Origin of the sequence: Janthinobacterium sp. UMAB-60, assembly GCF_900095235.1 — a bacterium.
In the GTDB taxonomy this organism is placed as follows: domain Bacteria; phylum Pseudomonadota; class Gammaproteobacteria; order Burkholderiales; family Burkholderiaceae_D; genus Janthinobacterium.
In genome coordinates, this window is record NZ_LT607492.1 from 147,930 (window position 1) to 168,307 (window position 20,378).

Below are 20,378 nucleotides of genomic sequence, written 5' to 3' on the forward strand. Positions count from 1 at the left end.
CGCCATTGGCCAGCGCGCGGTAGGCGTTGGCCAGTTCCAGCAGGGTCACTTCCGATGAGCCCAGCGCCAGCGAGGGGCCGTAGTATTCGGCCGGTTCCGTCAGGCTGGACAGGCCCACGTCCTTCAGGCGGTTGTAGAAGCCGTCCTGTCCCGTCAGCAGCACCGTGCGCACGGCGGGAATGTTGAGGGAACTGGCCAGGCTGGTGCGGGCGCTGACGTAACCCTTGAAATTGCGGTCGTAGTTTTGCGGCGCATACATGCCCGACGCGGTGGCGACGTCGAGCGGCGAGTCGTCCATGACGGAGGCGGCCGTCATCAGCCGGCGCTCGATGGCCAGTTCATACAGGAAAGGCTTCAGGGTGGAACCCGCCTGGCGCAGGGCCGTCACGCCATCGACGTGGCTGCCGCCCGCATTGCCGACATAGGCGAGGATGTCGCCGCTGCGGTTGTCGAGCACGATGATGGCGCCGTCGTTGACATTGCGCTCGCGCAAAGATCCCAGCTGCTGGCGCAAGTTTTCCTGCGCGAAGCGCTGCAAGGGACCGTCGAGGGTGCTACGCACGGACGCGCCCGATTGCTTGAGCAGCTGCTGCGCCACCTGCGGCGCCGGCGCGAGGTCGGCGTACAGGGCCGTGCGCTGCAAGGCCGTCTGCACGCGCTGGCCAATCAGCTGGCAACTGCTGTCCATGCGCCACTCTTTGGCCAGCGCGCAGGCACGGCGCGTGACGGTGGCCGGCGGCGCGTTTGGCGCCCGCACCAGGCTGGCCAGGATGATGCCATCCGTCTGGTTCAGGCCGGACGGCGCCTTGCCGAACAGGCTGTAGGAGGCGGAGGCGATGCCTTGCAGCTCGCCACGGAACGATACGAGGTTCAAATACGCCTCGAAAATCTGCGCCTTGCTCCAGCTGTCCTCGATGGCTTGCGCCGTGCGCATCTGGTCCCATTTCTGGCGCAGGCTGCGGCCGCCCGAGGACGCCTGCAAGTCCGCGTCCAGCTGGCCCGCCAGCTGCATGGTGATGGTCGAAGCGCCCCGGGCTTTCTTGGAAAACAGATTGTCCCAGGCGGCCGTGGCCAGCGCGGACACATCCACGCCACCATGGTGCATGAAGCGCTGGTCTTCCGCCAGCAGCACGGCCTGCTGCACGGCGGGAGAGATGTCGGCCAGCGGCACCCACGGCAAGCGCCGTACTTTCATGTCCACGCGCAACGATTGCAAGGGCGCGCCGCTGCGGTCCAGCAACTGCGCTTCCGAGCTACGGTAGGCAGCCTGCACCTGGGCCGGCGTCAATATCGCTTCAGCGACGGCCGGGCCGGCCAGCAGGCAGCCCATCAGTAAAACAAACCCTTTCACTGCCCCACCTTCACATTCGCATTGGGCGACTCGCCAAACATCTCGGGCGAATACATGGCTTCGATGCGCGTGGCCGGCAGGCTGAAATCCCCCGCATTGTTCAGGCGCACCGTGTATTCCACGCTCCAGTTGCCCTTCGGCACGAAGGCGTAGTAGGCGCGGAAAGCGTCGAAGGCCCGCTCCTCGAACGTGGGCCAGACCCAGCCCGTGGATTTTTCACCGGCCGTCAGCAGCTGCGAATCGCGCCCCAGGCCATTGCCCAGCACGGTGGCGCTGGCGGGAATCGGGTCGTCGACCACCACCCAGCTCATGTCCGCCTGCGCCGACAGATCCAGGCGCACGCGGTAGACATCACCGCGCGACCATAGGCCTGTGGTTTTCTGTTCCACTGGCGTAATGGTTTTCTTGATCGTGTAACCGCTGGACACGGGCGCCTTGAGCGGGATGGCCGCCAGGCTTTGCACCGTGGCCCACGGTTTACCCGTGCCGCTGTGCGCCAGACCCAGCGTGTCCGTGCCCTTCGGCCACGCCTGCAGCACGGGGCCGACTTTCGCCGCGCCATTCCACACGAGCGCTTGCGTATCGCCGCCCAGCTTGACGGCGCTGGCGCCCGTCACTGGCGTGGATTCGAACTTGGCCGAGAACTTATCGATGGCAAGGGTGCCCCAGGCGTTGGCCACCGTGGTATCCCAGCGCCCCTTCTTCTGCCGCCCCATGCTGCCGCGCACCAGGCGGCCGATATCGTCCTTCCATGCCGGGTCGTCCATCACGGCCAGTAATAAACGGTTGGCGTTGACGTCGCCGGAGACCATCAGCCACCACCAGTTATCCTTGCGCTCGGTGGAGAAGCCCATGGTCGTGCCCTGGAAGTTCAGGCGCGAACGCAGAATCTGCTGCGTCTCGGCCAGCAAGGCATCGCGGCGCGCCAGGCTCGGTGTGCGTTGCAGCAACAAACTCCAGTCGATGACGGCGGACGTGGGCCACAGGTTCGGGCTGATGCTGATGCTCTCCAGCGCATCGGGCGGCACTTTATTGGAACGCGACAGCGCCTCCAGCGCAGCGAGTTTACGCACGGCCAGGTCGGTCGTGGCCAGCGCGGAATGGCGCACGATGCGGCCCTGCACGAAGGCCGTCAAGGCTGCTTCCATGCGGTTTTTCGTCTGTTCGGGAATCGCATAGCCCGCTTCCCTTGTTGCCGACAGTACATACGCCGTCAGGCTGTCGCTGCCCTGCTCCATGATGGGGAAATATTTCAGCAAGCCGTCGCTGTCCAGGTAGGCGGGCAGGCTGGCGGCCAGCTTGTTCCACGCCTCCTGGTCGTGCAGGGCGATGGCCTTCGACGTGTTTTGCTCGAAACAGGTGTACGGGTACGCGGCCATGTATTCGCGCACGCCGGGCAGCTCGCCCCCGAGCTTGGCGACAAAGCTGGTCTGGATGCCGCCCCGCCCCGGCAAGGCGCCGGCCGGCATTTGCACGGACATATTGACGGGCTTGTCGACCTGCAGCAAGGTGGCCTGATACGTGCGCACGGGCGTGGCCTGGCCCACCTTTTGCGTGATTTTGAGTTTATCGGTATGGCTACCCGCCTTCGCGCCTATCTCCCACACGATATTCTGTGCACCGAGCGGCACCTGGTAATCCCACCCCACCTCGCGCGCTTCGCCCGCCGCCAACGTCAAGCTCTGGCGCGGCAAGGCCTTGCCGGCCGCCGTGGCGTTCAGTTCCACGCTCAAGGAGGCGGCCGAGGTGTTGCGCACCGTAAAGCCGGCGCGCAGCTGGTCGCCTTCGCGCACGAGGGTCGGCAAGCCCGACATCAAAATCAAGTCTTGCGAGCTGCGGATGTCCGTGCTGCCCGTGCCGAACAATTCCTTGCCCGCGCTGGCGATGGCAACGATGCGGAATCCCGTCAAGGAATCGTTGAGCGGCACTTGCACGGTCGCCTCGCCCTTGGCGTCGAGCTTGACGGTGCCCTTCCAGAACAGCAGGGTGTCGAACAGCTCGCGGCTGGCACCCTTGCCGCCGCCACCGCCGGCCGGGAAAGCCTTGCGGCCGAAGTGGCGCTTGCCGATCACCTGCATCTGCGCCGTCGCCGTTTCCACCTGCAGGCTGCGCTGCGCCATCATGGTATCGAGCAACTTCCAGCTATCGTTGGGCATCAGTTCCAATAAACCCGTGTCGACGGCCGCCAGCGCCACTTCGGCGCCGGCAGGCAAGGCCTTGCCGTCGGCGCGGCGCACGCGCACGGAAACCTCCGCCTTGTCGCGCGTCTTGTACACTTCCTTGTCGGACACCACCATGACGTTCAGCTCATGCGCCTGCCACCCCACGTTCAGCGGTGCGATGCCCATCTTGTAGGCCGGCTTGCCCAAGTCGACCAAGGCCGTCGGCTGCACGCCATCGACACGCCCGCGCACGACAAACACGGACACATATACATTCGGCGCGTAGTTCGGTTTGACCGGGATATTCACCACCGGTTCGCGGCCATTGAGCTGGCGCACATAGGTGTCGAGGATGCCTTCGCGCTCGACCGTGATCAGCGCCGTGCCCGAACGGAACGGCATGCGCACCTGCAAGCTCGCTTCCTGGCCCGGTTCATAGCGTTTCTTTTCAGGCAGCACGTCGATACGGTCATTGTCGCTGGCGTTGAACCACCAGTCGCCGCTGCCGGCCACCCAGGTTTCGCGGTTGGCGACCGCCGCGTTGCCGGCTGCATCCTGCGTGCGGGCGCGCAAAATCAGATTGCCGCTGGCGGGCGCCTTCACGTCGCACATCAACAGGCCCTTGTTGTCCGTCTTGCCAGAGCAAGCCGGGCCCAGCTTGACGACTTCGCTGCTGTTTTCATACGCATAGAAGCCGCCGATCAGGCGCCGGCGGTGCGAGTAACTGTTGCGCTGGAAGAAGTCGACGGCGACCGGCGCATTCGCCACGGGCTTGCCATTGGTACCGAGCACGGCCACCGTGAACTTGAAGGCATCCTTGCTCAAGGCCCAGGCGTCGGGCTTGATGCCGATCACAACATTCGATGGCCACAGCGGCACGCGCGTGGCGACGGAGGCTGTCTCGCCATTCGCATCCTGGAACGCCATTTCCGCCACCAGGTCGCGTGGCACGGACAACTGCGGCAGCTGGTCGATGACGATGCGCGCGCCACCCGCCTTGTCCAGGGTCAAGCTTTGCGTGCGCGCGGCAGCCGCTCCGGCGCCAGAGGGGCCGCCACGGCCTTCGTCCTGCCACTCGCCCTCATCGTCGTCGTAGCCCGTGCCCTGCTTCACCAGGCCTTCCTTCACGTCGCCATTGCTGAAGCTGACATCGGGATAGTCGGCAAACGTCACGCTCTTGTCTTGCAGCAGCGTGCGCAGCTTGACGGGCGCATTCGTGGCGGCACCGCCGGCCAGATACGTGATTTGCGCATCGAGGGCCAGCTGCCTGACCTGCACGGCGGGCGCTTTCGGTCCCTGCAGCACGGCTTTCATGGTCGGCACGCGGAACGCTTCCACGCGGAAACTGCCGGACGGGCGGCCCGCCATGGTGACGCTGTATTCGCCCTGCTTGGCGTCGGCGGGAATACCCCAGTCGTTTTCCGCCGTGCCGCTGGCCGACCAGCGCAGCGGTAATTGATAGTTCTGGTCGCTGCCCTGGTGCGTGATGACGACGGAGGTGGCACTGCCGGGACCGTTGTTCTTGTCGACCAGGCTCATGCCCTCGGCCGTGTGCTTGCGGATGAAATGCTTCATGTGCACGGTTTCGCCAGCGCGCAGCAGGGTGCGGTCGAATACCGTGGCCAGCAAGGTGTTGTCGGCGCGCGTGTCGTCCGTGGGTAAATTGAAACGCCAGGCTTCGATGCCGCCCACCCAGTCCGACAGGGTGAACGTCATGTCGCCGCCGCTGCGCGCACTGATAAAGTAGCCGCCATTGTTCTTGCAGCTGGAGTTGGCCAGCTCGCCGGGGATGTGCGCCACGCCGTCCGCGCCCGTGGCGCCTTGCCACAGCAGCTTGCCGGCGCAGTCGCGCACGGCCACTTGCGCTTTCGCAACAGGCGCGCCCTTGTCGAGCGACGTCACCCACACAAGCGACGATTGCGCACCATGCTTGAAATGCGCCGCCAGGTTCGTCACCAGCGCGGCCGTGCGGATGTACGCCGTGGTCGGCTTGCCCAGCAACACCTTGCCGAGGATGGGACTGGCCAGCTCGACCACATAGAAGCCCGGTTTCAGCAAAGGAATGCCGATCACTTCAAAGGTTTTCTTGCCATCGGGGCGTGGCAGGCTGATGGGGCGCGCGCCGGCGGCGTCCGCCAGCACGGATTTGCTCATATTGCCCGCATACTGGGCGTACGGTTGCCAGTACTCGCCCCCGTCGCCATTGCCGGCCAGGCGCTGCATCCACTCGATGATGAACTTGTCGTCATTGTCGGGCACGCGCAAGGTGGCGCCCGTGGCGGCAGCCGATGGCGTTGTCACTTCCTTGCCTGACAGCACGGGCTCGATATTGCGCACGGTGACGGGCAGCAAGCCGTCGCCCTTGGCTTCGATGATGCCGAACGGGGCCGGGAATTTCAGCAGCGGCGGCTGTTCCCCCGTGCGCACCGTCATGGGAAAGCGCGCGCGGTTGAGCAAGGCGCGGCCCGCGTCATCCGTCAGTTTCGGTGGCAGGGCCAGCACGAAACTGGCTTGCACGGGGAAAGGGCCGTTGAACGTGGCGCCGTACAGGAATTCCGCTTTTTCTTCGTCTTTTGAAATCGTCGGCGCATACGTCTTGCCGCCGCCCTTCAGGGTCATGGCGCGCACCTGCGCAGCGCTCACGGGCGCGGAAAATTGCACGCGCATGGGCAGGAAGGGGATGCACTGTTCCTTGGGATTGCTGCGCTCGCAGCTGAATTTGGCCGTGAAATCGGGCCGCGTCTTGAACTGCAGGGTTTGCGCCTTCTCCGTGGCGATGCCGCTGGCGCTGGCGATGCCCTCGCCCCATACGAGCGAGACCTTGGCGTTGGCGGGGAAGCTGCGCTTGCATTGCAGCACGGTGACGGGCAGCGGCGGCGCGCCCTTGCTGGCGACGGGCATGCCCACTTTCCAGACCGTGCCCCGCTTCTTGAAGTAGACAGTCAGGTAGCGGTCGAGGAAACTCTTGCGCAGGGTCAATACCTGCTCCAGTTCCTTGCCTTTGAACAAGCGCACGGGAATCTTTTCATTGATGCCGTCGGCGCGGCAATACGCGTTCGCGGCCACGCTGGCCTCGTTCGGCGCGGCATCCAGGCCCAGCACGAAGATCTGGTTTTCATCGATATACGGCTGACCGTCATACGGTACGGCCTCGACGATGGCCGGGCCGCCCGTGGAAAAGCGGTACGACGTCGTTCCCTGCAAAGGCTGGCCCGCCAGGTCCTTCAACCCCGGCTTCAAGCTGAAGCTGCAGGCTACGCCGGCCGGCAAGTCGCGCTCGAAATCAAAGTTCCAGTTGCGCTCGTCGGCCCAGCGCCCCGCCCCCGCCCCCGCCACGACGCCAGGCTCGGCCTTGCCGCAATCGATGGCGAACGGTGCGGGCAAGCCCATGTCGCCGAACGGCACCATCGGCGTGGCGAACTGGGCCCGCACCTGGCGCACCGCCTTGACCGTGCCGCTCGGTGAAAACAGGGCCACGCCGCTATCGGCCCAGGCCGGCATAGCCAGGCCCAGCGACAGCGACAGACATAGCCGGCCCAGCTTGCCAAACAGCGGGGAAGAAAAAACACGAGGAAGGTCAGGCACGGGTAACTCCTTGATGAAAAGTGGCGGAGCTGGCTGCGGCGCGCAAAAGTTGCCCGGTGGAAGCTAGACAAGGCAAGCGAACGCGGCAGGAATACAACATCAATGTAATATTAGTTATCAAGCCCATCATTGTTGCTAATATACAGTGGCATGCCAGTAACAAGTCGTACGATTGCCTGCCGTCGCGGCGCCCGGAAGTGGCCGTGATTGCAAAATTTTCCCGAGGCGAATTAGTTTTTTTCAACAGCAAAGTATTTGTCGTGAATCTGCAACACCATTGATGTACAACAATGCTTTGTGCGCCAACGCACCGACCGGTTGAACCTGCAACCGTATTCTCTAGTCCAACAGCAGTGCATTTATCGCAAGAAAGCGCACCTGGAATTGTTGTCTATCGTCTATCTCTAGCAATAGCATGTCTGGCAGTTGTCGCATTGATGCAGCAGAGAAAATCTCTTATCAACGTTGGGAGTTACTTGTGAATAATCTAAAAAAAATCGCCGTTGCCGCCGCAGTACTGTGCTCCGCCCTCGGCGCACAGGCCCAGGAAATCAATCCCTCCTGGTACATTCAACCTAGCATCAACGCACTCAAGCCAGATTCCGACTTTGCCACGGATAAAACCGGCTATGGCGCAGGCTTGCGTTTCGGTAAACCTGTTTCCCCGGACTGGGATATCCAGCTGGGCACCACATACGCCCGCTCCAAGGATGGCGGTCAGCGCTACCAGCAAAATACGCTGGGCGTAGACGGCCTGTACATGTTCTCGCGTAAAGCCTTCCGTCCCTTCCTGCTGGTCGGTGCCGGCATGCAGCGCGACAAGGACACCAGCTCCGCCTTCGGTGAACGCACGAAGAGTTCGCCGTACGCCAGCGTGGGCCTGGGCTTCCAGTCCAGCATCACGGATCAATTGTCCCTCCAGGCTGACGTACGCAATGTGCACGGTTTCCTGCGCGGCAATACCTTCGACCCGAGCAGCAAGTCGAACAACTACTACGTCACCGTGGGCCTGAACTTCGCGTTCGACAAACCGCCTGCACCGCCGCCACCACCGCCACCGCCGCCAGTGCGCGAGGAAGTCGTCGTGGTCGTGCCGCCACCACCACCGCCACCACCGCCAGCACGCTTTGAAAAAGTGACGATGGCGGCAACGGAACTGTTCGCGTTCGACAGCGCCAAGCTGGGTCCGACACAGACCAAGCTCGACGAAATCGCCCGCGTGCTGAATGCAGCGCCGGACGTCAACAACGTCGTCATCAGTGGTTATGCCGACCGCATCGGCTCGCCCAAGTACAACCTGAAACTGTCGCAGCAGCGCGCTGATGCAGTCAAGGAATACCTGGTCGCCCATGGTGTGGCCGCCAACCGCCTGACGGCCGAAGGCAAGGGTTCCACCAATCCTGTCGTCACCTGCGATAACAAGAAGCGTGCCGACCTGATCAAGTGCCTGGAACCAAACCGCCGCGTTGAAGTGGAACAAATCACCATCGAACGCCGCGTGCAGTAAACTCAACAGTGGTACGCCACTTGTGAATAAAAAAAGGGGCTCGCGCCCCTTTTTTGCATTGAAAGTCATCATGAATTTTTCTACCCGCTATCCCCGCCTGGCCGGCCTGGCGCCGTTCGGCAAGCAAATGCGCAGCGTCATCGTCTGTTCCGTCACCGAATGGCTGGAGCACCGCGCTTCAAGCAAGGGCGCCGCCCTCGCCTATTACACCCTGTTTTCCATCGCCCCCATCCTCGTGCTGGTGATTGCCATCGCCGGCTTTTTCTATGGTCCGGCCGCCGCGCGCGGCGAACTGATGGGTCAACTGCAGGGTTTGCTGGGCACGCAGGGCGCCGAAGCCATCCAGCTGGTGCTGGCCGGCGCGAAGAACCATGAGCAGGGCCGCATCGCCACCCTCATCGCCAGCGCCCTGCTGCTGTTTGGCGCCACCAGCGTGTTTGCCGAACTGAAAGCCAGTCTCGATGAAATCTGGCAAGTACCGCCGCTGAAGGAAGCGGGCGCCTGGGACATGCTGCGCACGCGTTTGCTGTCCTTCGGCCTGGTGCTGGTGCTGGCCTTCCTGCTGATGGTGTCGCTGGTGGTGAACGCCGCCATGGCCATCCTCGCCAACTTCTGGGAAGGCGTGTGGAAAGACACGGCCGTGCTGTTTACCATTTTGTCGAACCTGATCGGCTTTGCCGTCATCGCCAGCCTGTTTGCCGTCATCTATAAAATGCTGCCGCGCGTGCGGTTGTCCTGGCGCGACGTGCTGATCGGCGCCGTGGGCACGGCCTTCATGTTTTCCCTGGGAAAATATGCGATTGGCGTGTATATCGGCAATAGCGGCGTGGCCAGCAGCTATGGCGCGGCCGGTTCGCTGGTGGCCCTGCTGCTGTGGGTGTATTACTCGGCGCAAATCTTCTTCCTGGGCGCCGAATTCACGCGCCAGTTCGCCCTGCAGCTGGGCAGCATGAAGGACATGCCGAAGACGGACGACGGCGACGTGCAAGTCAAGATACTGAAACGCCACCAGTCCTGAACAGACTGACGCATGTCAAAACGGCGCCCGCGGGCGCCGTTTGCATGTTAGAGAACTACTCGCCCAGCAGCTCGGCCACCACTTCCATGCCTTGCACGCGCTCGGCCACCACCTTCACCATGACGATGATGGGCACGCCCAGCAACAAGCCCCAGACGCCCCACAACCAACCCCAGAACAGCAGGCTGATGAACACGGCCGTGGGATTCATGCGGGCGATGCGTCCCGTCATCCAGGTGGTGACAAAGGTGCCCACCAGGGTGGCGATGGCCATCGACGTGCCCGTCACCAGCAAGACCATTTGCAGCGATTCGAACTGCAAAAAGGCGACCAGGCCCGTGGCGATGGTGATGAGCAGCGGGCCGAAATACGGCATGATGTGCAGCAAGCCGGCCACGATGGCCCAGGCGCCCGCGTTTTCCAGGCCGATCATGCGCAGGGCGATCCACATCAGGACGGCCAGCAAGACATTCGTGACGAGCAGCATGAACATATAGTTCTGGATCGAGGTATTGATGTCTTCCAGGATGTGCACGGTGACCTTCTTGCGGCTCAGCGACGGTCCCGTCAGCTTGACGAGCTTGCGCTTGAAGGTATTGCCCGACAGCAGCAGGAAAAACACGAGGAAGATGACCATGGTCGCCTGGCTGAGAAAGCCCACCAGGCCCAGCGAGCCGGCCCAGACCCAGTCCATGATCTTGAAGTTGGGCGCCTCGGCGGCGGCGGCGGCGCGGTTGTTGCGGCGGGCCTCGGCGCCGGCGGCCACTTGCTCGATTGCATTGGCCACGGCCTGCATCTTCTGGAAGGTGCTGTTCTTGCCGCCCGTGTTCTCGGCGATCAGCCGCGACAGTTTCTGTGTGGCGGCCGGCAACTCTTCCACGATGGATTCAAATTCGCCCTGCACGCGCTCGATCACGACGACGGAACCGAACAGTATCAGGGCCGTGACGATCGTGGTGCCGATGGCGCGCGGCAGACGCAGCTTTTCCAGCCAGGTAACGACGGGATTGAGGGTATAGGCAATGAAAATGCCGAAGATGACGGGAATGAGGAATTTCTGTGCCCACTGCAGCGCATAGATGAAGCTGACGGTGGCGATGATGCCCAGGGCCAGGCCACGCGCATTGACATGCAGCGGCAGGCGCAAGGTTGAGTCTGGCTGCTCCACGGGCGCGCCGGGAGGTGGCCCGGCAGGCTCGGTGGAGGCAGCCGCCACCGGCTCGGGCGGGGTATCTGTAGGCTGGATATGCATGCGATTCCCGCGACGGTCGGTGGAGGGCCGCAGGACCAGCCCTGGGGCTGGGCACTGCGGCAGGTCAGGCCATTACTTGACGCGGATGTCGTTTTTCACCGACTTCACGCCCTTGACGCCACGGGCAATTTCGCCCGCTTTGGCGGCATCGGCTGGCTGGGCAACGAAGCCGCTCAGCTGAACCACGCCCTTGAAGGTTTCAACGTTGATTTCCGTCGATTTCAGGGTAGGCTCATTGAAGATGCTGGCTTTCACTTTGGTGGTGATGGCCGCGTCGTCGATGTACTCGCCCGTGCCTTCTTTGGTTGGGGTCGAAGCGCAACCTGCAACGGCGAACAGGGAAGCGATGAACAGGCCAGTAGCGATAGATTTAGTGAATTTCATGGTTTTTTCCTTAGGAGTGGTCAATCAATGTGCTCACAATGAGCTTCTTATACCAGTGTGGTGACTGCGCGCCGGAGGGAGCTCAGTAGCCAAACTGGGTTTTTGCAGCCTTGATACAGTCATCCTTGGCTGCGCCGGCCAATGCATCGCATTTTTCTGTCGCGACCTTGTACTCGGCTTTTCTTTTTGCTTCACGCGCATCGCTGCGCGCTTCGATGACTTTCTTGTCTGCCTTGGCGTCAGCCAGGGCCGCCACCTTGGTGGACTTGGCCAGCTTGACGCAGACATCCTTGTCGTTGCCCGTCAGCGCATTGCAGCGGGCCAGGTCGACGTCGTAATTGGCATCGGCAATCTTGATGCGCGCCTTGGTGTAGGCACGCAGGGTATTCGTATATTGCGCCTGAGCAACTGCTTCATCGTAGGCGCGCACGGCCTTCGCTTCGGCGATGCAGACATCCTTCGGGTTGCCCGTGATTTTTTCGCACTCGGCATGTGCCAGCTTGTAATTCAGGCCCGCCTGTTCGTTGGCCGCCTTGTAGGCTGCTTTCGCTTCCGGCGTGGCGGCCACTGCCTGGCCGCCCCAGGCGGCGCATGCCAGGCTGACGACGATGGCGGTGAAGAGCTTATTCTTGTTCATGTTGTATTTCTCCCTGGTGGTAGCAAGCATGTCTGCTTGGCATGACTACCGTTTTACGTGGATCGCCGCCGCTCTTCTGTACGCTGCCGTACACAAGTAATTTATTTTGAACGCGGAAGGCAGTCAGGGAGAAATAACAACGTTTTGCTGGGTCGCTCCAACCCACAACGCCATTTTCGACAGCAAATAAGTGCGTGCGGCAGCGTACAGACCGGGGACAGGGGCGTGACTAAGATGGCACTACACCCTCACCTCGTCAGGAGAATAAAATGAAAACCAACGCCACCTTGGCTGCACTGATGCTCGCTGCCACCGCCGTGCTCAGCGGTTGCGCCACCGGCCCTACCCAGTCACAACAGTATTACCCGGCCAACCAGCCTGAGTCCGCCATGTATGGCACTGTCGACTCCATCCAGATCGTGCAAGGCGGCGGACAGAGCAGCGGCGCCGGCGCGGTGGTCGGCGGCATCGCCGGCGCCCTGCTGGGCAATACCATCGGTTCGGGCAGCGGACGCACGGCCGCCACCGTGGCGGGCGCCGTCGCTGGCGGCCTGGTCGGCAACCAGGTGGAAGGCCGCAAGCAGCAAGCGCAGGCCTACCAGATCAGCGTGCGCCTCGACAACGGCGAATACCGCACCTTGGTGCAGGACAGCGCGAATGATTTGCGCCCGGGCAACCGCGTGCGCGTCGTTGACGGCCGCGTCTACCGCTATTAATTTTCGGCGGCGCTTGCCAGCAAGCGTCCGCCATCCCGCATAAGTCGTACGATAACAAGGAGTTGCCATGGGCACCATCATTCTGATCATCTTGATCCTCGCCCTGGTCGGCGTCCTGCCTACCTGGCCGCATAGCCGCAACTGGGGTTACGGCCCCAGCGGCATCGCCGGCCTGGTCGTCGTGATACTGATCCTGCTATTACTGACGGGCAGGTTGTAAAAAAAAGGCGCTGCGGCGCCTTTTCTATTTCAAGGAGGAAATATCATGACTATCCACAACACACTCTTGGCCACCCTGTTCGCCTGCAGCCTGGCGCCACTGGCACTGGCCCAGACGGCCACACCGCAAGCGGGCGACCCGCAACGCTGGTACCAGGAAGACAGCACGGCGCAAGCCCAGCTGCGCACCTTGCGCAAGGAAATCGCCGCGGCCCTGGCCGAGGCCAAAAAAGCCTGCCGTTCAGAACCCTCCGCCACGCGCGCCAGCTGCCTGAAGGATGCGCAAGATACTTACCGGCAAGACATGGCAAACGCGGAAAAACTGCGCGAGGCAGCCCATCCGCAGTGATGCGTCGTGCTGTTGCGACGCCAGACAAACCGCAACGCCTGACAAAACCGTCGCGAGCGGAAGGGAGAGGTGACTAAGAAGCGCAACCGTACTCTGTACGGGGGCGCCGAGCCGGTGAGCATCGCAGGCCGCCTATACCGACGCGCAGCAGGTTTTGACAGGCGTCACTAAGCGGCGTCACGCTCGTAGGGTGGTAGCTCGTGCACCACCAGCGGCGTGTCTTCCGTGACAAAGGCCAGCCAGCCGGCCGCCTTGATGGCGCGCAAGGCGTCCTGGTAGCCCTGCTCCCAGCGCCATTCGATGGAGCCCTTGGAAAAATTGATATCCTTGGCCGCCATGTGCCAGTCGCGCCCCGCGTACGGCAAGCGCACGATGTGCATGGTGCTGTCGCAGCCCAGCGCTACCAGCTCTTCCGTCTGCTGGCGGTTGTGCGCGCTGTCGGGCAACTTGGCGTACAGTTCGCGCAATTTGTGCTGCAAGGTATGCGTGTTGACGTAATCTTCGATATGCCGTTTCGAGCGCGAGGCGAAGGTGACGTCCTTTTGCCGCGTCTGTACTTCATCGAGGGTGGTCGGTTCCGGGCCTTCCGAACTCCATAAATCCACCATGAAGACGAGGGTGTCGACGTGGGGCGTGTCGTCGAGCACGGTTTCCAGCGGCGTGTTCGAGTACAGGCCGCCATCCCAATATAAATCGCCATCGACGCGCACACCGGCAAAGCCGGGCGGCAAGGCGCCGCTGGCGCGGATATGCTCGGCCGTCAGCGCTTGCTGCTGGCTGTCGAAACTGACGAGGCTGCCGCATTTGACGCGCAGCGCGTTGACCGTCAGGCGCATGCCGCCCGGCTGGTTCAGGTAATCGAAATCGACCAGTTCCTCCAGCGTGCTGGCCAGCTCGCCCGTATCGTAGAAGCTGGCTTCCTCCGGTTTCACGGCGATTCCGGCGGGAAACAGGCTGAAGGTGCGCGGCTTGAAGAAGCCGGGCACGCCGCGCAGCACCGTATCGAGCGTGGCCAGCCAGATGTTCGAGCGGCGCTGCTGATCAGAAATCATATTCATGTCGACGCTGTCGCGGTGCGCCACGCGCTGCCAGAACTGTTTCAAGCGCACCAGCCTGTCCTCGTGCTTGTTGCCGGCCAAAATGGCGGCATTGATGGCGCCGATGGAGGTGCCCACCACCCAGTCGGGCGCCAGGCCATGTTCGTGCAGCGCGTGGTAGACGCCGGCCTGGTAGGCACCCAGTGCGCCGCCGCCCTGCAGTACCAGCACGATGCGCAGGCGCGAGGGATTTAACTGATTGATCGGTGTCTTCGAATGCGTCATCAAGATGGCCCCTCTGTCCGCCGCGCGGAATGCGGCGGGTATCATTGTAAGGGATTGCGTCGGTGCGCGTCGGACCTTGGGTGCGGGCAAAAAAAAACGCCGTCGATGACGGCGTTCCTGTGCAACATGACTGGCGTTCAGCGCTTGCGGCGCAGCCAGCTGGCGGCAACGGCGGCAACGGCCAAGAGGACCAGGGCCGGCTTGACCAGCTTCTTGCGACCGATGAACGATAGCGCCGTCAGCACGTAGGGCATGGCGCCTTGCAAACGCATGCCGCCCGGCGCCAGCAAGGACTCGACGCGGTGGCCGGCAAAGCCGACCGCCGTCTCGACCACGCCCTGCAACAGCGATTCGGGACGCAATGCATAGCCTACGTTGGCGCGCGCATGCACGATGCCGACGCGATACATTTCACCCTGGGCGATCAGCATGCGCTTGCGGGCGGCTTGCGCCGCCGGTTTGTCGTTTTCCGACATGAATTCTCCTCGTAAGGCAGCTTAGAGCCTATCCCAGTAGATGATGAATACATCCCCTGTTGGCGCCCCTCAGAAGCGGGGACTGCGTTGATCGTCGTCGCGTGGCTCGCCACGCGTCCTCCTCACGCCTTGTCCGCGCTCCTGATGAACTACCAGCAGATGACGCTCACTACTGGAATAGGCTCTTACATCAGCATGTCGCGGTCGGCCTTCAATTCCGCCATGGTGGCGGGCATGGACAACTTTCCTTGACTCAGCATGGCGCGCGCATACATGACCAGCGCGATGGCCAGCAGTACGAACACGACCGTCATGATCGCCAGGATCTTCCAGCCCAGGCTATCCCAGGCCAGGAAAACGATCAACACGCTGCCGTAAGCGATGGCAAACAAGCCCGCCACCGTCGCCAGCGCGAAAATGACCACCAGCTGCAGCATGTGATTGCGCACTTCCGACAGTTCGATGGTGGCCAGTTCCAGCCGCGACAACATCAGTCCGACGGCATTCTTGGCCAGGCCGGCGACCGAGCCGATCAATCCCGGCCCCTGGTGAGACGAAGCAGACTTGTCCATATCGCTCCTGACAGTGGATTACTTGCGGCCCAGGATGAAGCCGACCAGCACGCCGACGCCAGCGGCGACGGCCACCGTGCGCCATGGATTTTCCTTGACATAACCGTCCGCCTGGGAGGCGAGCTGCTTGGTGGCAACGATGGCAGACGCTTGCGCTTCGTGCGCCTTGGCCAGGGCGGCGTCCAGGGTTTTCATGCCCTTGACGCGCACTTCATCGGCTTTTTCGCCGGTCAGGGCGGCAGCGGCGCTGAACAGGGCTTGCGCATCCTTGACCAGGGTTTTGACATCGTTATTGACGGTGGTGATATTGTTTTCCAACATGGTTTAGCTCCTTAGCTGTGGATGAATGTAGTTACTATACCTACTTTACTCAAAAACACTATTCCATTAGATCGCGCATATCATCGGCGTGCTCTTCTTCGACAGCCATGATTTTGATCAACAAATGGCGCGTGGTCGGGTCTTTGTCGCCGATTTTGACGATCATCTGGCGATACGACTCGATCGCCACCCGTTCCGCGATCAGATTGGCACGCACCATGCTTTGCACGTCTTCGGAGTCATCATACTCGGCATGGCTACGTGCAAGCAATGTTGCCGGATTAAAATCTGGCTTGCCATTCAATTGCACGATGCGTTCGGCCAGCCAGTCGGCGTGTTCCTGCTCCTGCTGCGCATGTTCCAGAAACTCGGCCTTGATGGTGCCATTGTCGCGCCCACTCACGGTGTAGTAATGGCGCTTGTAGCGCGCAATACACACCAGTTCGGTGGCCAGCGCCCCATTCAGCAGGGTGATCAACTCCTGGCGATCGCCCTGGTAGCCGGCCGTCACGGCGCCGTCGTCCAGGTTTTTGGCGGCCGCGCGGATGGCGGCCGTGTCGATACCAGCTGGAATCTCAACAGATGTTTGGGTCATGATGTTTCCTTTCAAGTCTTGCATGGGTATCCACCGGCCAACCTTCGGCCGGTGCTGCCTACTAACAAATCAAACACTAGGCAAAACCGTCGCGAGCGGCAGTGAATTGTGGCCGAGAAGCGGAGCTGTGCTATAGCACAGTGAGCATCGGAGGCCGCAAGTCGCGACGCGCAGCAGGTTTGGCCTGGTGTTTTAACGGCGGGCGGGAATGGCCGTGTTATCTTCCGACAGGACGATTTCCACACGGCGATTCAGCTGGCGATTCGCCGCGCTGTCATTGCCGGCGGCCGGATAGGCGGCGCCGTAGCCTTTCGTGGCGATGCGGTCGCGGCCGATGCCTTGCTCCAGCAATGCATTGCGCACGGATTCGGCGCGGCGTTGCGACAATTCCAGGTTATGCGCGGAGCCGCCCGTGCTATCCGTAAAGCCTTCGATCAGCACGGTGCGCTGCGGGTTGTTTTTCAGTACGTCGGCCAGCTTGCGCGCCGTATTCACGCCATCGGCCGTCAAGTTCGCCTTGTCCGTGCCAAACAGCACGTCACCCAGGGTGATGACCATGCCGCGTTCGGTTTTCTTGGCGGCCAGGTCGGCCAGTTGCGCTTCGAGTCCGGCGGCGCGGGCTTGCGCATCGCGGGCCGACGCTTCGGCCGCTTGCGCCTGGGCCTTGGCCGCTTGCGCATCCGCTTGCGCCGACTGAGCGCGGGCCGTGGCCTGGTCAGCCTGCTGCGTGCGCGCATCGAGGCGCAATTGATCGCGCTGCTTGCCGGCGTTGGCGACATCGGCTTCCGCGGCTTTCTGCTTGGCGACTTCTTGCGCCGTGGCTATCTTTTGCTTGGCCAGATAGGCCAGCTTGTCGACTTTTTCGCTATCATCCTGGCGCGTGGCGGCCGCGTTTGCCGCTTCCAGCGCAGCGCTGGCTTCGCGGAATTCGCGTGGCGCATAGGTCGATACCAGCGGGTTCGATTGCGCCGCCATGTAGTCGCCGCGCGTCTGGTCAAGCAGGCTGGTGGTGGTCGGTGCGGAGCTGCAGGCGGCAACAAGAGCGGCCATGGCCAGCAGGCCGGGAATCGTGGTGTAAGTAGCTTTTTTCATGATGGAATCCTGTTATTAGTTATTGTTGTTGATTATTGTTTTGGAGCTTGCTGATTGGCACGGTCGAGTTCTTCGCGCATGACGCGGATGTTCTCGTTGATTTCATCGGCGGCGCTGGTGGCCTTGGCCGAGTTGGCCTTGCTTTGCGCCAGCTTGGCATCGGCTTGCGCCTGGTCGGCCAGGTCGCGCGCCAGTTTGTAGTCGTGGTCTTTCAAGGCTTGGTTAGCCATGCGCATTTTTTCGCGGGCCGAACGCATTTCATCGGGCGCCAGCTCGGCGGCGCCGGCGCTGGCGGCATTATCGACGGCGGCGCGCGACACGGCGACATCGGCCGTGGCTGGCGTTTTCAGGCTGGAACAGCCCGTCATCAGAACAACGGCGGTGAGGCAGGCGGCCAGAGCGGTCACGGGGGTTTTGATGAAATCTCGGTTTGTCATTTTTTTTCTCCTGGAGAATGTTAAGCGGTAGGTATCAACGTCGGTACATCTGGAATCAGGAACTGCGTTTGATGTATGACGTTATAGGCTCTGGCTCCCCACATATCCGTTCGGTGCCGCACATAGAGTAAGAAATCGACAATACTTGCATGGGCAACGTGCGCCAGCGCACGTGCCGGGCCGTAAAAGCGAGAAACGGGCCCGGCTTTGTAGCGATTCCTGTAGCATCGTGTCTACTTGTCCAGAAAGAATAGTCCCCCATGCAACTGTCACGCCGCCAGAAAATCGCCCTCGCCAGTGCTACCGTACTTATCGCGTTACCCGTCGTCGCCACCGTCGTCCTGCTCAATATGGACTGGAACCGCGCCAAGCCCTGGCTCAATGCGCGCGCCAGCGAAGCGCTGGGCCGGCCCTTCGCCATCGCGGGCGACCTGTCGCTGACATGGCAGCAGCCATCGACCGCAGGGCAACAAGGCTGGCGCGCCTACCTGCCGTGGCCGCACTTGCAGGCCAAGGACGTGCGCCTGGGCAACCCAAGCGCCATGGCAGGAACGGATGAGCAGGCGCAGCTGGCCAGCGTGAGCCAGCTGGCGTTCACACTCAATCCCCTGGCCCTGCTGGGCAAGAAAATCATCATCCCGCAATTGCGCTTTGACACACCGCAGGTGCGCTTGTTGCGCAACAAGGATGGCAAGAACAACTGGACCTTCGACAAGCAGGAGCAGCCGTCGCCGTGGCAACTGGAACTGCAAAGCGTGGTCTTCAGCAAGGGCAGCGTGACCTTGGACGATGCTGTCACGCACACGGCGATGCGCGCCGACGTCGACACCATCGCGGACGATGCGCGCTACGGCGTCGCCTGGACGCTATCGGGCAAATATCATGGCGAAAGCGTCAAGGGCGGCGGCAAGGCGGGCGGCGTGCTGTCGCTGCAGCAGCAAGGCACGCCCTTCCCCATCCAGGCCGACATGCGCGCAAGCGGCAGCAGCGTGGCCATCGAAGGCACGCTGACGCGCCCGGCGGACCTGGCCGCGCTCGACGTGCGCCTGAAAATATCCGGGCCCAGCATGGCGCGCCTGTATCCCTTGACGGGCGTGCTGTTGCCGGAAACGCCGCACTTCAGCACGGAAGGCCATTTGACGGGCACGCTGGCGCCGCGCGGCGGCGAATGGGTGTACGACCAGTTCAGCGGCAAGGTGGGTTCCAGCGACATCAGCGGCAAGCTGGCGTTTTCCGCCAGCAAGCCGCGCAAGCGCCTGACGGGTGAAGTCCACTCGCGCCTGCTGCAATTTTCCGACCTGGGTCCGTTGGTGGGCGCCGATTCCAGCGCCAGCAAGAAGGAGCGTGGCGTGCCGTCGACGCAGCCGGCCGGCCGCGTGCTGCCGGTGGAAACCTTCAAGACGGAGCGCTGGACCAGCCTGGATGCCGACGTGCGCTACACGGCCGATAAAATCACGCGTGACGCCGAATTGCCGATCAGCAAGCTCGACACGCATCTGGTACTGACGGATGGCGTGCTGTCCCTGACGCCGCTCAACTTCAACGTGGCGGGCGGCACCCTGACGTCGCAGATCAGGCTGGACGGCAGCGGCAAGGTCATCGCCAACGGCATCGCGGCCGAACTCAAGGCCAGCGCCCGCCATCTGCACATCCAGCAACTGTTTCCCCGCCTGCCGGCCCTGCAAGCGAGCGTGGGCGAAATCAATGGCGACGCTTCGCTGTCGGCCACGGGCAATTCCGTCGCCAGCCTGCTGGGCGGTTCAAACGGCGAAGTGCGCGCGCTGATCGACCGGGGCAGCATCAGCAAGCTGCTGCTGGAAGAAATGGGCTTGAATATCGGCAGTATCGTGCTGACCAAGCTGGTGGGCGACAAGCAGGTCAAGCTGAACTGCATGGCCGCCGATTTCGTCGTCACCAAGGGGCTGATGCGCACGCGCCAGTTCCTCGTCGACACGGACGATGCCGTGCTGCATATCGACGGCACGGTGAACCTGGCCAACGAGCAGCTGGACCTGACCTTGCAGCCGGACAGCAAGGGCTTGCGCATCTTTTCGCTGCGCTCGCCCCTGTATGTGCGGGGCACCTTCAGCAAGCCCGACGTGAGCGTCGACAAGGGCGTGCTGGCCCTGCGCGCCGGCGGCGCCCTGGCGCTGGCCGTGGTGGCGCCCGTGGCGGCGCTGCTGCCGCTGGTGAATGCCGGTCCCGGCGAAAACAGCGAATGCGCAGCCCTGCTGGCCCAGGCGCGCATCAAGCCGGTGGCGCCGAAACCGGGCAAGACACCGCGCAAAAGCCGGTGAGTCACACTTGGCCGTGCACGATTACAATTGTTACAGCCCTATGTGCGTTGCCGAACAGACCCTGCCTTGTCACAATCCTATTCTGT

At 62.5% G+C, this 20,378-nt stretch carries 18 protein-coding genes; 6 read left to right on the forward strand and 12 right to left on the reverse strand.

Annotated features, from left to right (window positions below):
- Both K0F86_RS27625 and K0F86_RS18085 read right to left on the reverse strand, forming a co-directional pair.
- The coding region (locus tag K0F86_RS27625; RefSeq protein ID WP_257572222.1) for a transglycosylase domain-containing protein at window positions 1-1,330 on the reverse strand (1,330 nt) is incomplete at its 3' end.
- A 17-nt stretch (window positions 1,331-1,347) separates the two neighbouring features.
- Window positions 1,348-7,098, reverse strand: a complete 5,751-nt coding sequence (locus tag K0F86_RS18085; protein WP_257572217.1) for an alpha-2-macroglobulin — start codon at window positions 7,096-7,098, stop codon at window positions 1,348-1,350.
- A 478-nt stretch (window positions 7,099-7,576) separates the two neighbouring features.
- Here K0F86_RS18085 and K0F86_RS18090 point away from each other — a divergent pair, with 478 nt between their 5' ends.
- The gene (locus K0F86_RS18090; protein WP_219135684.1) at window positions 7,577-8,605 is read left to right on the forward strand and encodes an OmpA family protein; all 1,029 of its coding nucleotides are present in this window, start codon (window positions 7,577-7,579) and stop codon (window positions 8,603-8,605) included.
- Between the two features lie 70 nt (window positions 8,606-8,675).
- Entirely contained in the window at window positions 8,676-9,623 is a 948-nt protein-coding gene (locus K0F86_RS18095; RefSeq protein WP_219135685.1) for a YihY/virulence factor BrkB family protein, read from the forward strand.
- 55 nt (window positions 9,624-9,678) lie between these two features.
- Here the strand turns inward: K0F86_RS18095 and K0F86_RS18100 are convergent, their stop codons facing one another.
- The 3 genes from K0F86_RS18100 to K0F86_RS18110 all read right to left on the reverse strand — a co-directional run bounded on the left by K0F86_RS18100 (window position 9,679) and on the right by K0F86_RS18110 (window position 11,896).
- Window positions 9,679-10,770 (reverse strand): AI-2E family transporter, encoded by a 1,092-nt coding sequence (locus K0F86_RS18100; protein ID WP_219135760.1) that lies wholly within the window; start codon window positions 10,768-10,770, stop codon window positions 9,679-9,681.
- A 177-nt stretch (window positions 10,771-10,947) separates the two neighbouring features.
- On the reverse strand, window positions 10,948-11,259 hold the full coding sequence (locus tag K0F86_RS18105; protein WP_071078641.1) for a BON domain-containing protein: 312 nt from the start codon (window positions 11,257-11,259) through the stop codon (window positions 10,948-10,950).
- 82 nt (window positions 11,260-11,341) lie between these two features.
- Window positions 11,342-11,896 carry a hypothetical protein gene (locus K0F86_RS18110; RefSeq protein WP_071078642.1) on the reverse strand — a complete coding sequence of 185 codons (555 nt, stop codon included), beginning with the start codon at window positions 11,894-11,896 and terminating at the stop codon, window positions 11,342-11,344.
- A 269-nt stretch (window positions 11,897-12,165) separates the two neighbouring features.
- Here K0F86_RS18110 and K0F86_RS18115 point away from each other — a divergent pair, with 269 nt between their 5' ends.
- The 3 genes from K0F86_RS18115 (at window position 12,166) to K0F86_RS18125 (ending at window position 13,180) form a co-directional block, all read left to right on the forward strand.
- A complete protein-coding gene (locus tag K0F86_RS18115; RefSeq protein WP_219135686.1) occupies window positions 12,166-12,612 on the forward strand; it encodes a glycine zipper 2TM domain-containing protein in 447 nt (148 codons plus the stop codon).
- 67 nt (window positions 12,613-12,679) lie between these two features.
- On the forward strand, window positions 12,680-12,832 hold the full coding sequence (locus K0F86_RS18120; protein WP_010396415.1) for a DUF3309 family protein: 153 nt from the start codon (window positions 12,680-12,682) through the stop codon (window positions 12,830-12,832).
- 45 nt (window positions 12,833-12,877) lie between these two features.
- A complete protein-coding gene (locus tag K0F86_RS18125) occupies window positions 12,878-13,180 on the forward strand; it encodes a hypothetical protein (protein ID WP_219135687.1) in 303 nt (100 codons plus the stop codon).
- A gap of 167 nt (window positions 13,181-13,347) precedes the next feature.
- On the opposite strand, the gene K0F86_RS18130 is transcribed toward K0F86_RS18125, so the two are convergent.
- From K0F86_RS18130 to K0F86_RS18160, 7 genes are all read right to left on the reverse strand, one after another.
- The gene (locus K0F86_RS18130; RefSeq protein WP_219135688.1) at window positions 13,348-14,502 is read right to left on the reverse strand and encodes a patatin-like phospholipase family protein; all 1,155 of its coding nucleotides are present in this window, start codon (window positions 14,500-14,502) and stop codon (window positions 13,348-13,350) included.
- A gap of 137 nt (window positions 14,503-14,639) precedes the next feature.
- Window positions 14,640-14,978, reverse strand: coding sequence for a hypothetical protein (locus K0F86_RS18135; RefSeq protein ID WP_219135689.1), 339 nt, complete (start codon window positions 14,976-14,978; stop codon window positions 14,640-14,642).
- 185 nt (window positions 14,979-15,163) lie between these two features.
- A complete protein-coding gene (locus tag K0F86_RS18140) occupies window positions 15,164-15,550 on the reverse strand; it encodes a phage holin family protein (protein WP_219135690.1) in 387 nt (128 codons plus the stop codon).
- An 18-nt stretch (window positions 15,551-15,568) separates the two neighbouring features.
- On the reverse strand, window positions 15,569-15,871 hold the full coding sequence (locus K0F86_RS18145) for a YqjD family protein (protein WP_034786336.1): 303 nt from the start codon (window positions 15,869-15,871) through the stop codon (window positions 15,569-15,571).
- A 58-nt stretch (window positions 15,872-15,929) separates the two neighbouring features.
- Window positions 15,930-16,466, reverse strand: a complete 537-nt coding sequence (locus tag K0F86_RS18150; RefSeq protein ID WP_070224913.1) for a ferritin-like domain-containing protein — start codon at window positions 16,464-16,466, stop codon at window positions 15,930-15,932.
- A gap of 192 nt (window positions 16,467-16,658) precedes the next feature.
- Window positions 16,659-17,558, reverse strand: coding sequence for an OmpA family protein (locus K0F86_RS18155; RefSeq protein ID WP_219135691.1), 900 nt, complete (start codon window positions 17,556-17,558; stop codon window positions 16,659-16,661).
- A 32-nt stretch (window positions 17,559-17,590) separates the two neighbouring features.
- The gene (locus tag K0F86_RS18160; RefSeq protein ID WP_219135692.1) at window positions 17,591-17,995 is read right to left on the reverse strand and encodes a DUF4398 domain-containing protein; all 405 of its coding nucleotides are present in this window, start codon (window positions 17,993-17,995) and stop codon (window positions 17,591-17,593) included.
- A 260-nt stretch (window positions 17,996-18,255) separates the two neighbouring features.
- On the opposite strand from K0F86_RS18160, the gene K0F86_RS18165 reads away from it, so the two are divergent.
- Window positions 18,256-20,292, forward strand: coding sequence for an AsmA family protein (locus K0F86_RS18165; RefSeq protein ID WP_219135693.1), 2,037 nt, complete (start codon window positions 18,256-18,258; stop codon window positions 20,290-20,292).
- Window positions 20,293-20,378: the final 86 nt, after the last annotated feature.

Coding starts and splice junctions, on each gene's coding strand:
- K0F86_RS18095 (WP_219135685.1), top strand. CDS start 8,676: ATGAATTTTTCTACCCGCTATCCCCGCCTGGCCGGCCTGGCGCCGTTC.
- K0F86_RS18105 (WP_071078641.1), bottom strand. CDS start 11,259: ATGAAATTCACTAAATCTATCGCTACTGGCCTGTTCATCGCTTCCCTG.
- K0F86_RS18110 (WP_071078642.1), bottom strand. CDS start 11,896: ATGAACAAGAATAAGCTCTTCACCGCCATCGTCGTCAGCCTGGCATGC.
- K0F86_RS18115 (WP_219135686.1), top strand. CDS start 12,166: ATGAAAACCAACGCCACCTTGGCTGCACTGATGCTCGCTGCCACCGCC.
- K0F86_RS18120 (WP_010396415.1), top strand. CDS start 12,680: ATGGGCACCATCATTCTGATCATCTTGATCCTCGCCCTGGTCGGCGTC.
- K0F86_RS18125 (WP_219135687.1), top strand. CDS start 12,878: ATGACTATCCACAACACACTCTTGGCCACCCTGTTCGCCTGCAGCCTG.
- K0F86_RS18130 (WP_219135688.1), bottom strand. CDS start 14,502: ATGACGCATTCGAAGACACCGATCAATCAGTTAAATCCCTCGCGCCTG.
- K0F86_RS18135 (WP_219135689.1), bottom strand. CDS start 14,978: ATGTCGGAAAACGACAAACCGGCGGCGCAAGCCGCCCGCAAGCGCATG.
- K0F86_RS18140 (WP_219135690.1), bottom strand. CDS start 15,550: ATGGACAAGTCTGCTTCGTCTCACCAGGGGCCGGGATTGATCGGCTCG.
- K0F86_RS18145 (WP_034786336.1), bottom strand. CDS start 15,871: ATGTTGGAAAACAATATCACCACCGTCAATAACGATGTCAAAACCCTG.
- K0F86_RS18150 (WP_070224913.1), bottom strand. CDS start 16,466: ATGACCCAAACATCTGTTGAGATTCCAGCTGGTATCGACACGGCCGCC.
- K0F86_RS18155 (WP_219135691.1), bottom strand. CDS start 17,558: ATGAAAAAAGCTACTTACACCACGATTCCCGGCCTGCTGGCCATGGCC.
- K0F86_RS18160 (WP_219135692.1), bottom strand. CDS start 17,995: ATGACAAACCGAGATTTCATCAAAACCCCCGTGACCGCTCTGGCCGCC.
- K0F86_RS18165 (WP_219135693.1), top strand. CDS start 18,256: ATGCAACTGTCACGCCGCCAGAAAATCGCCCTCGCCAGTGCTACCGTA.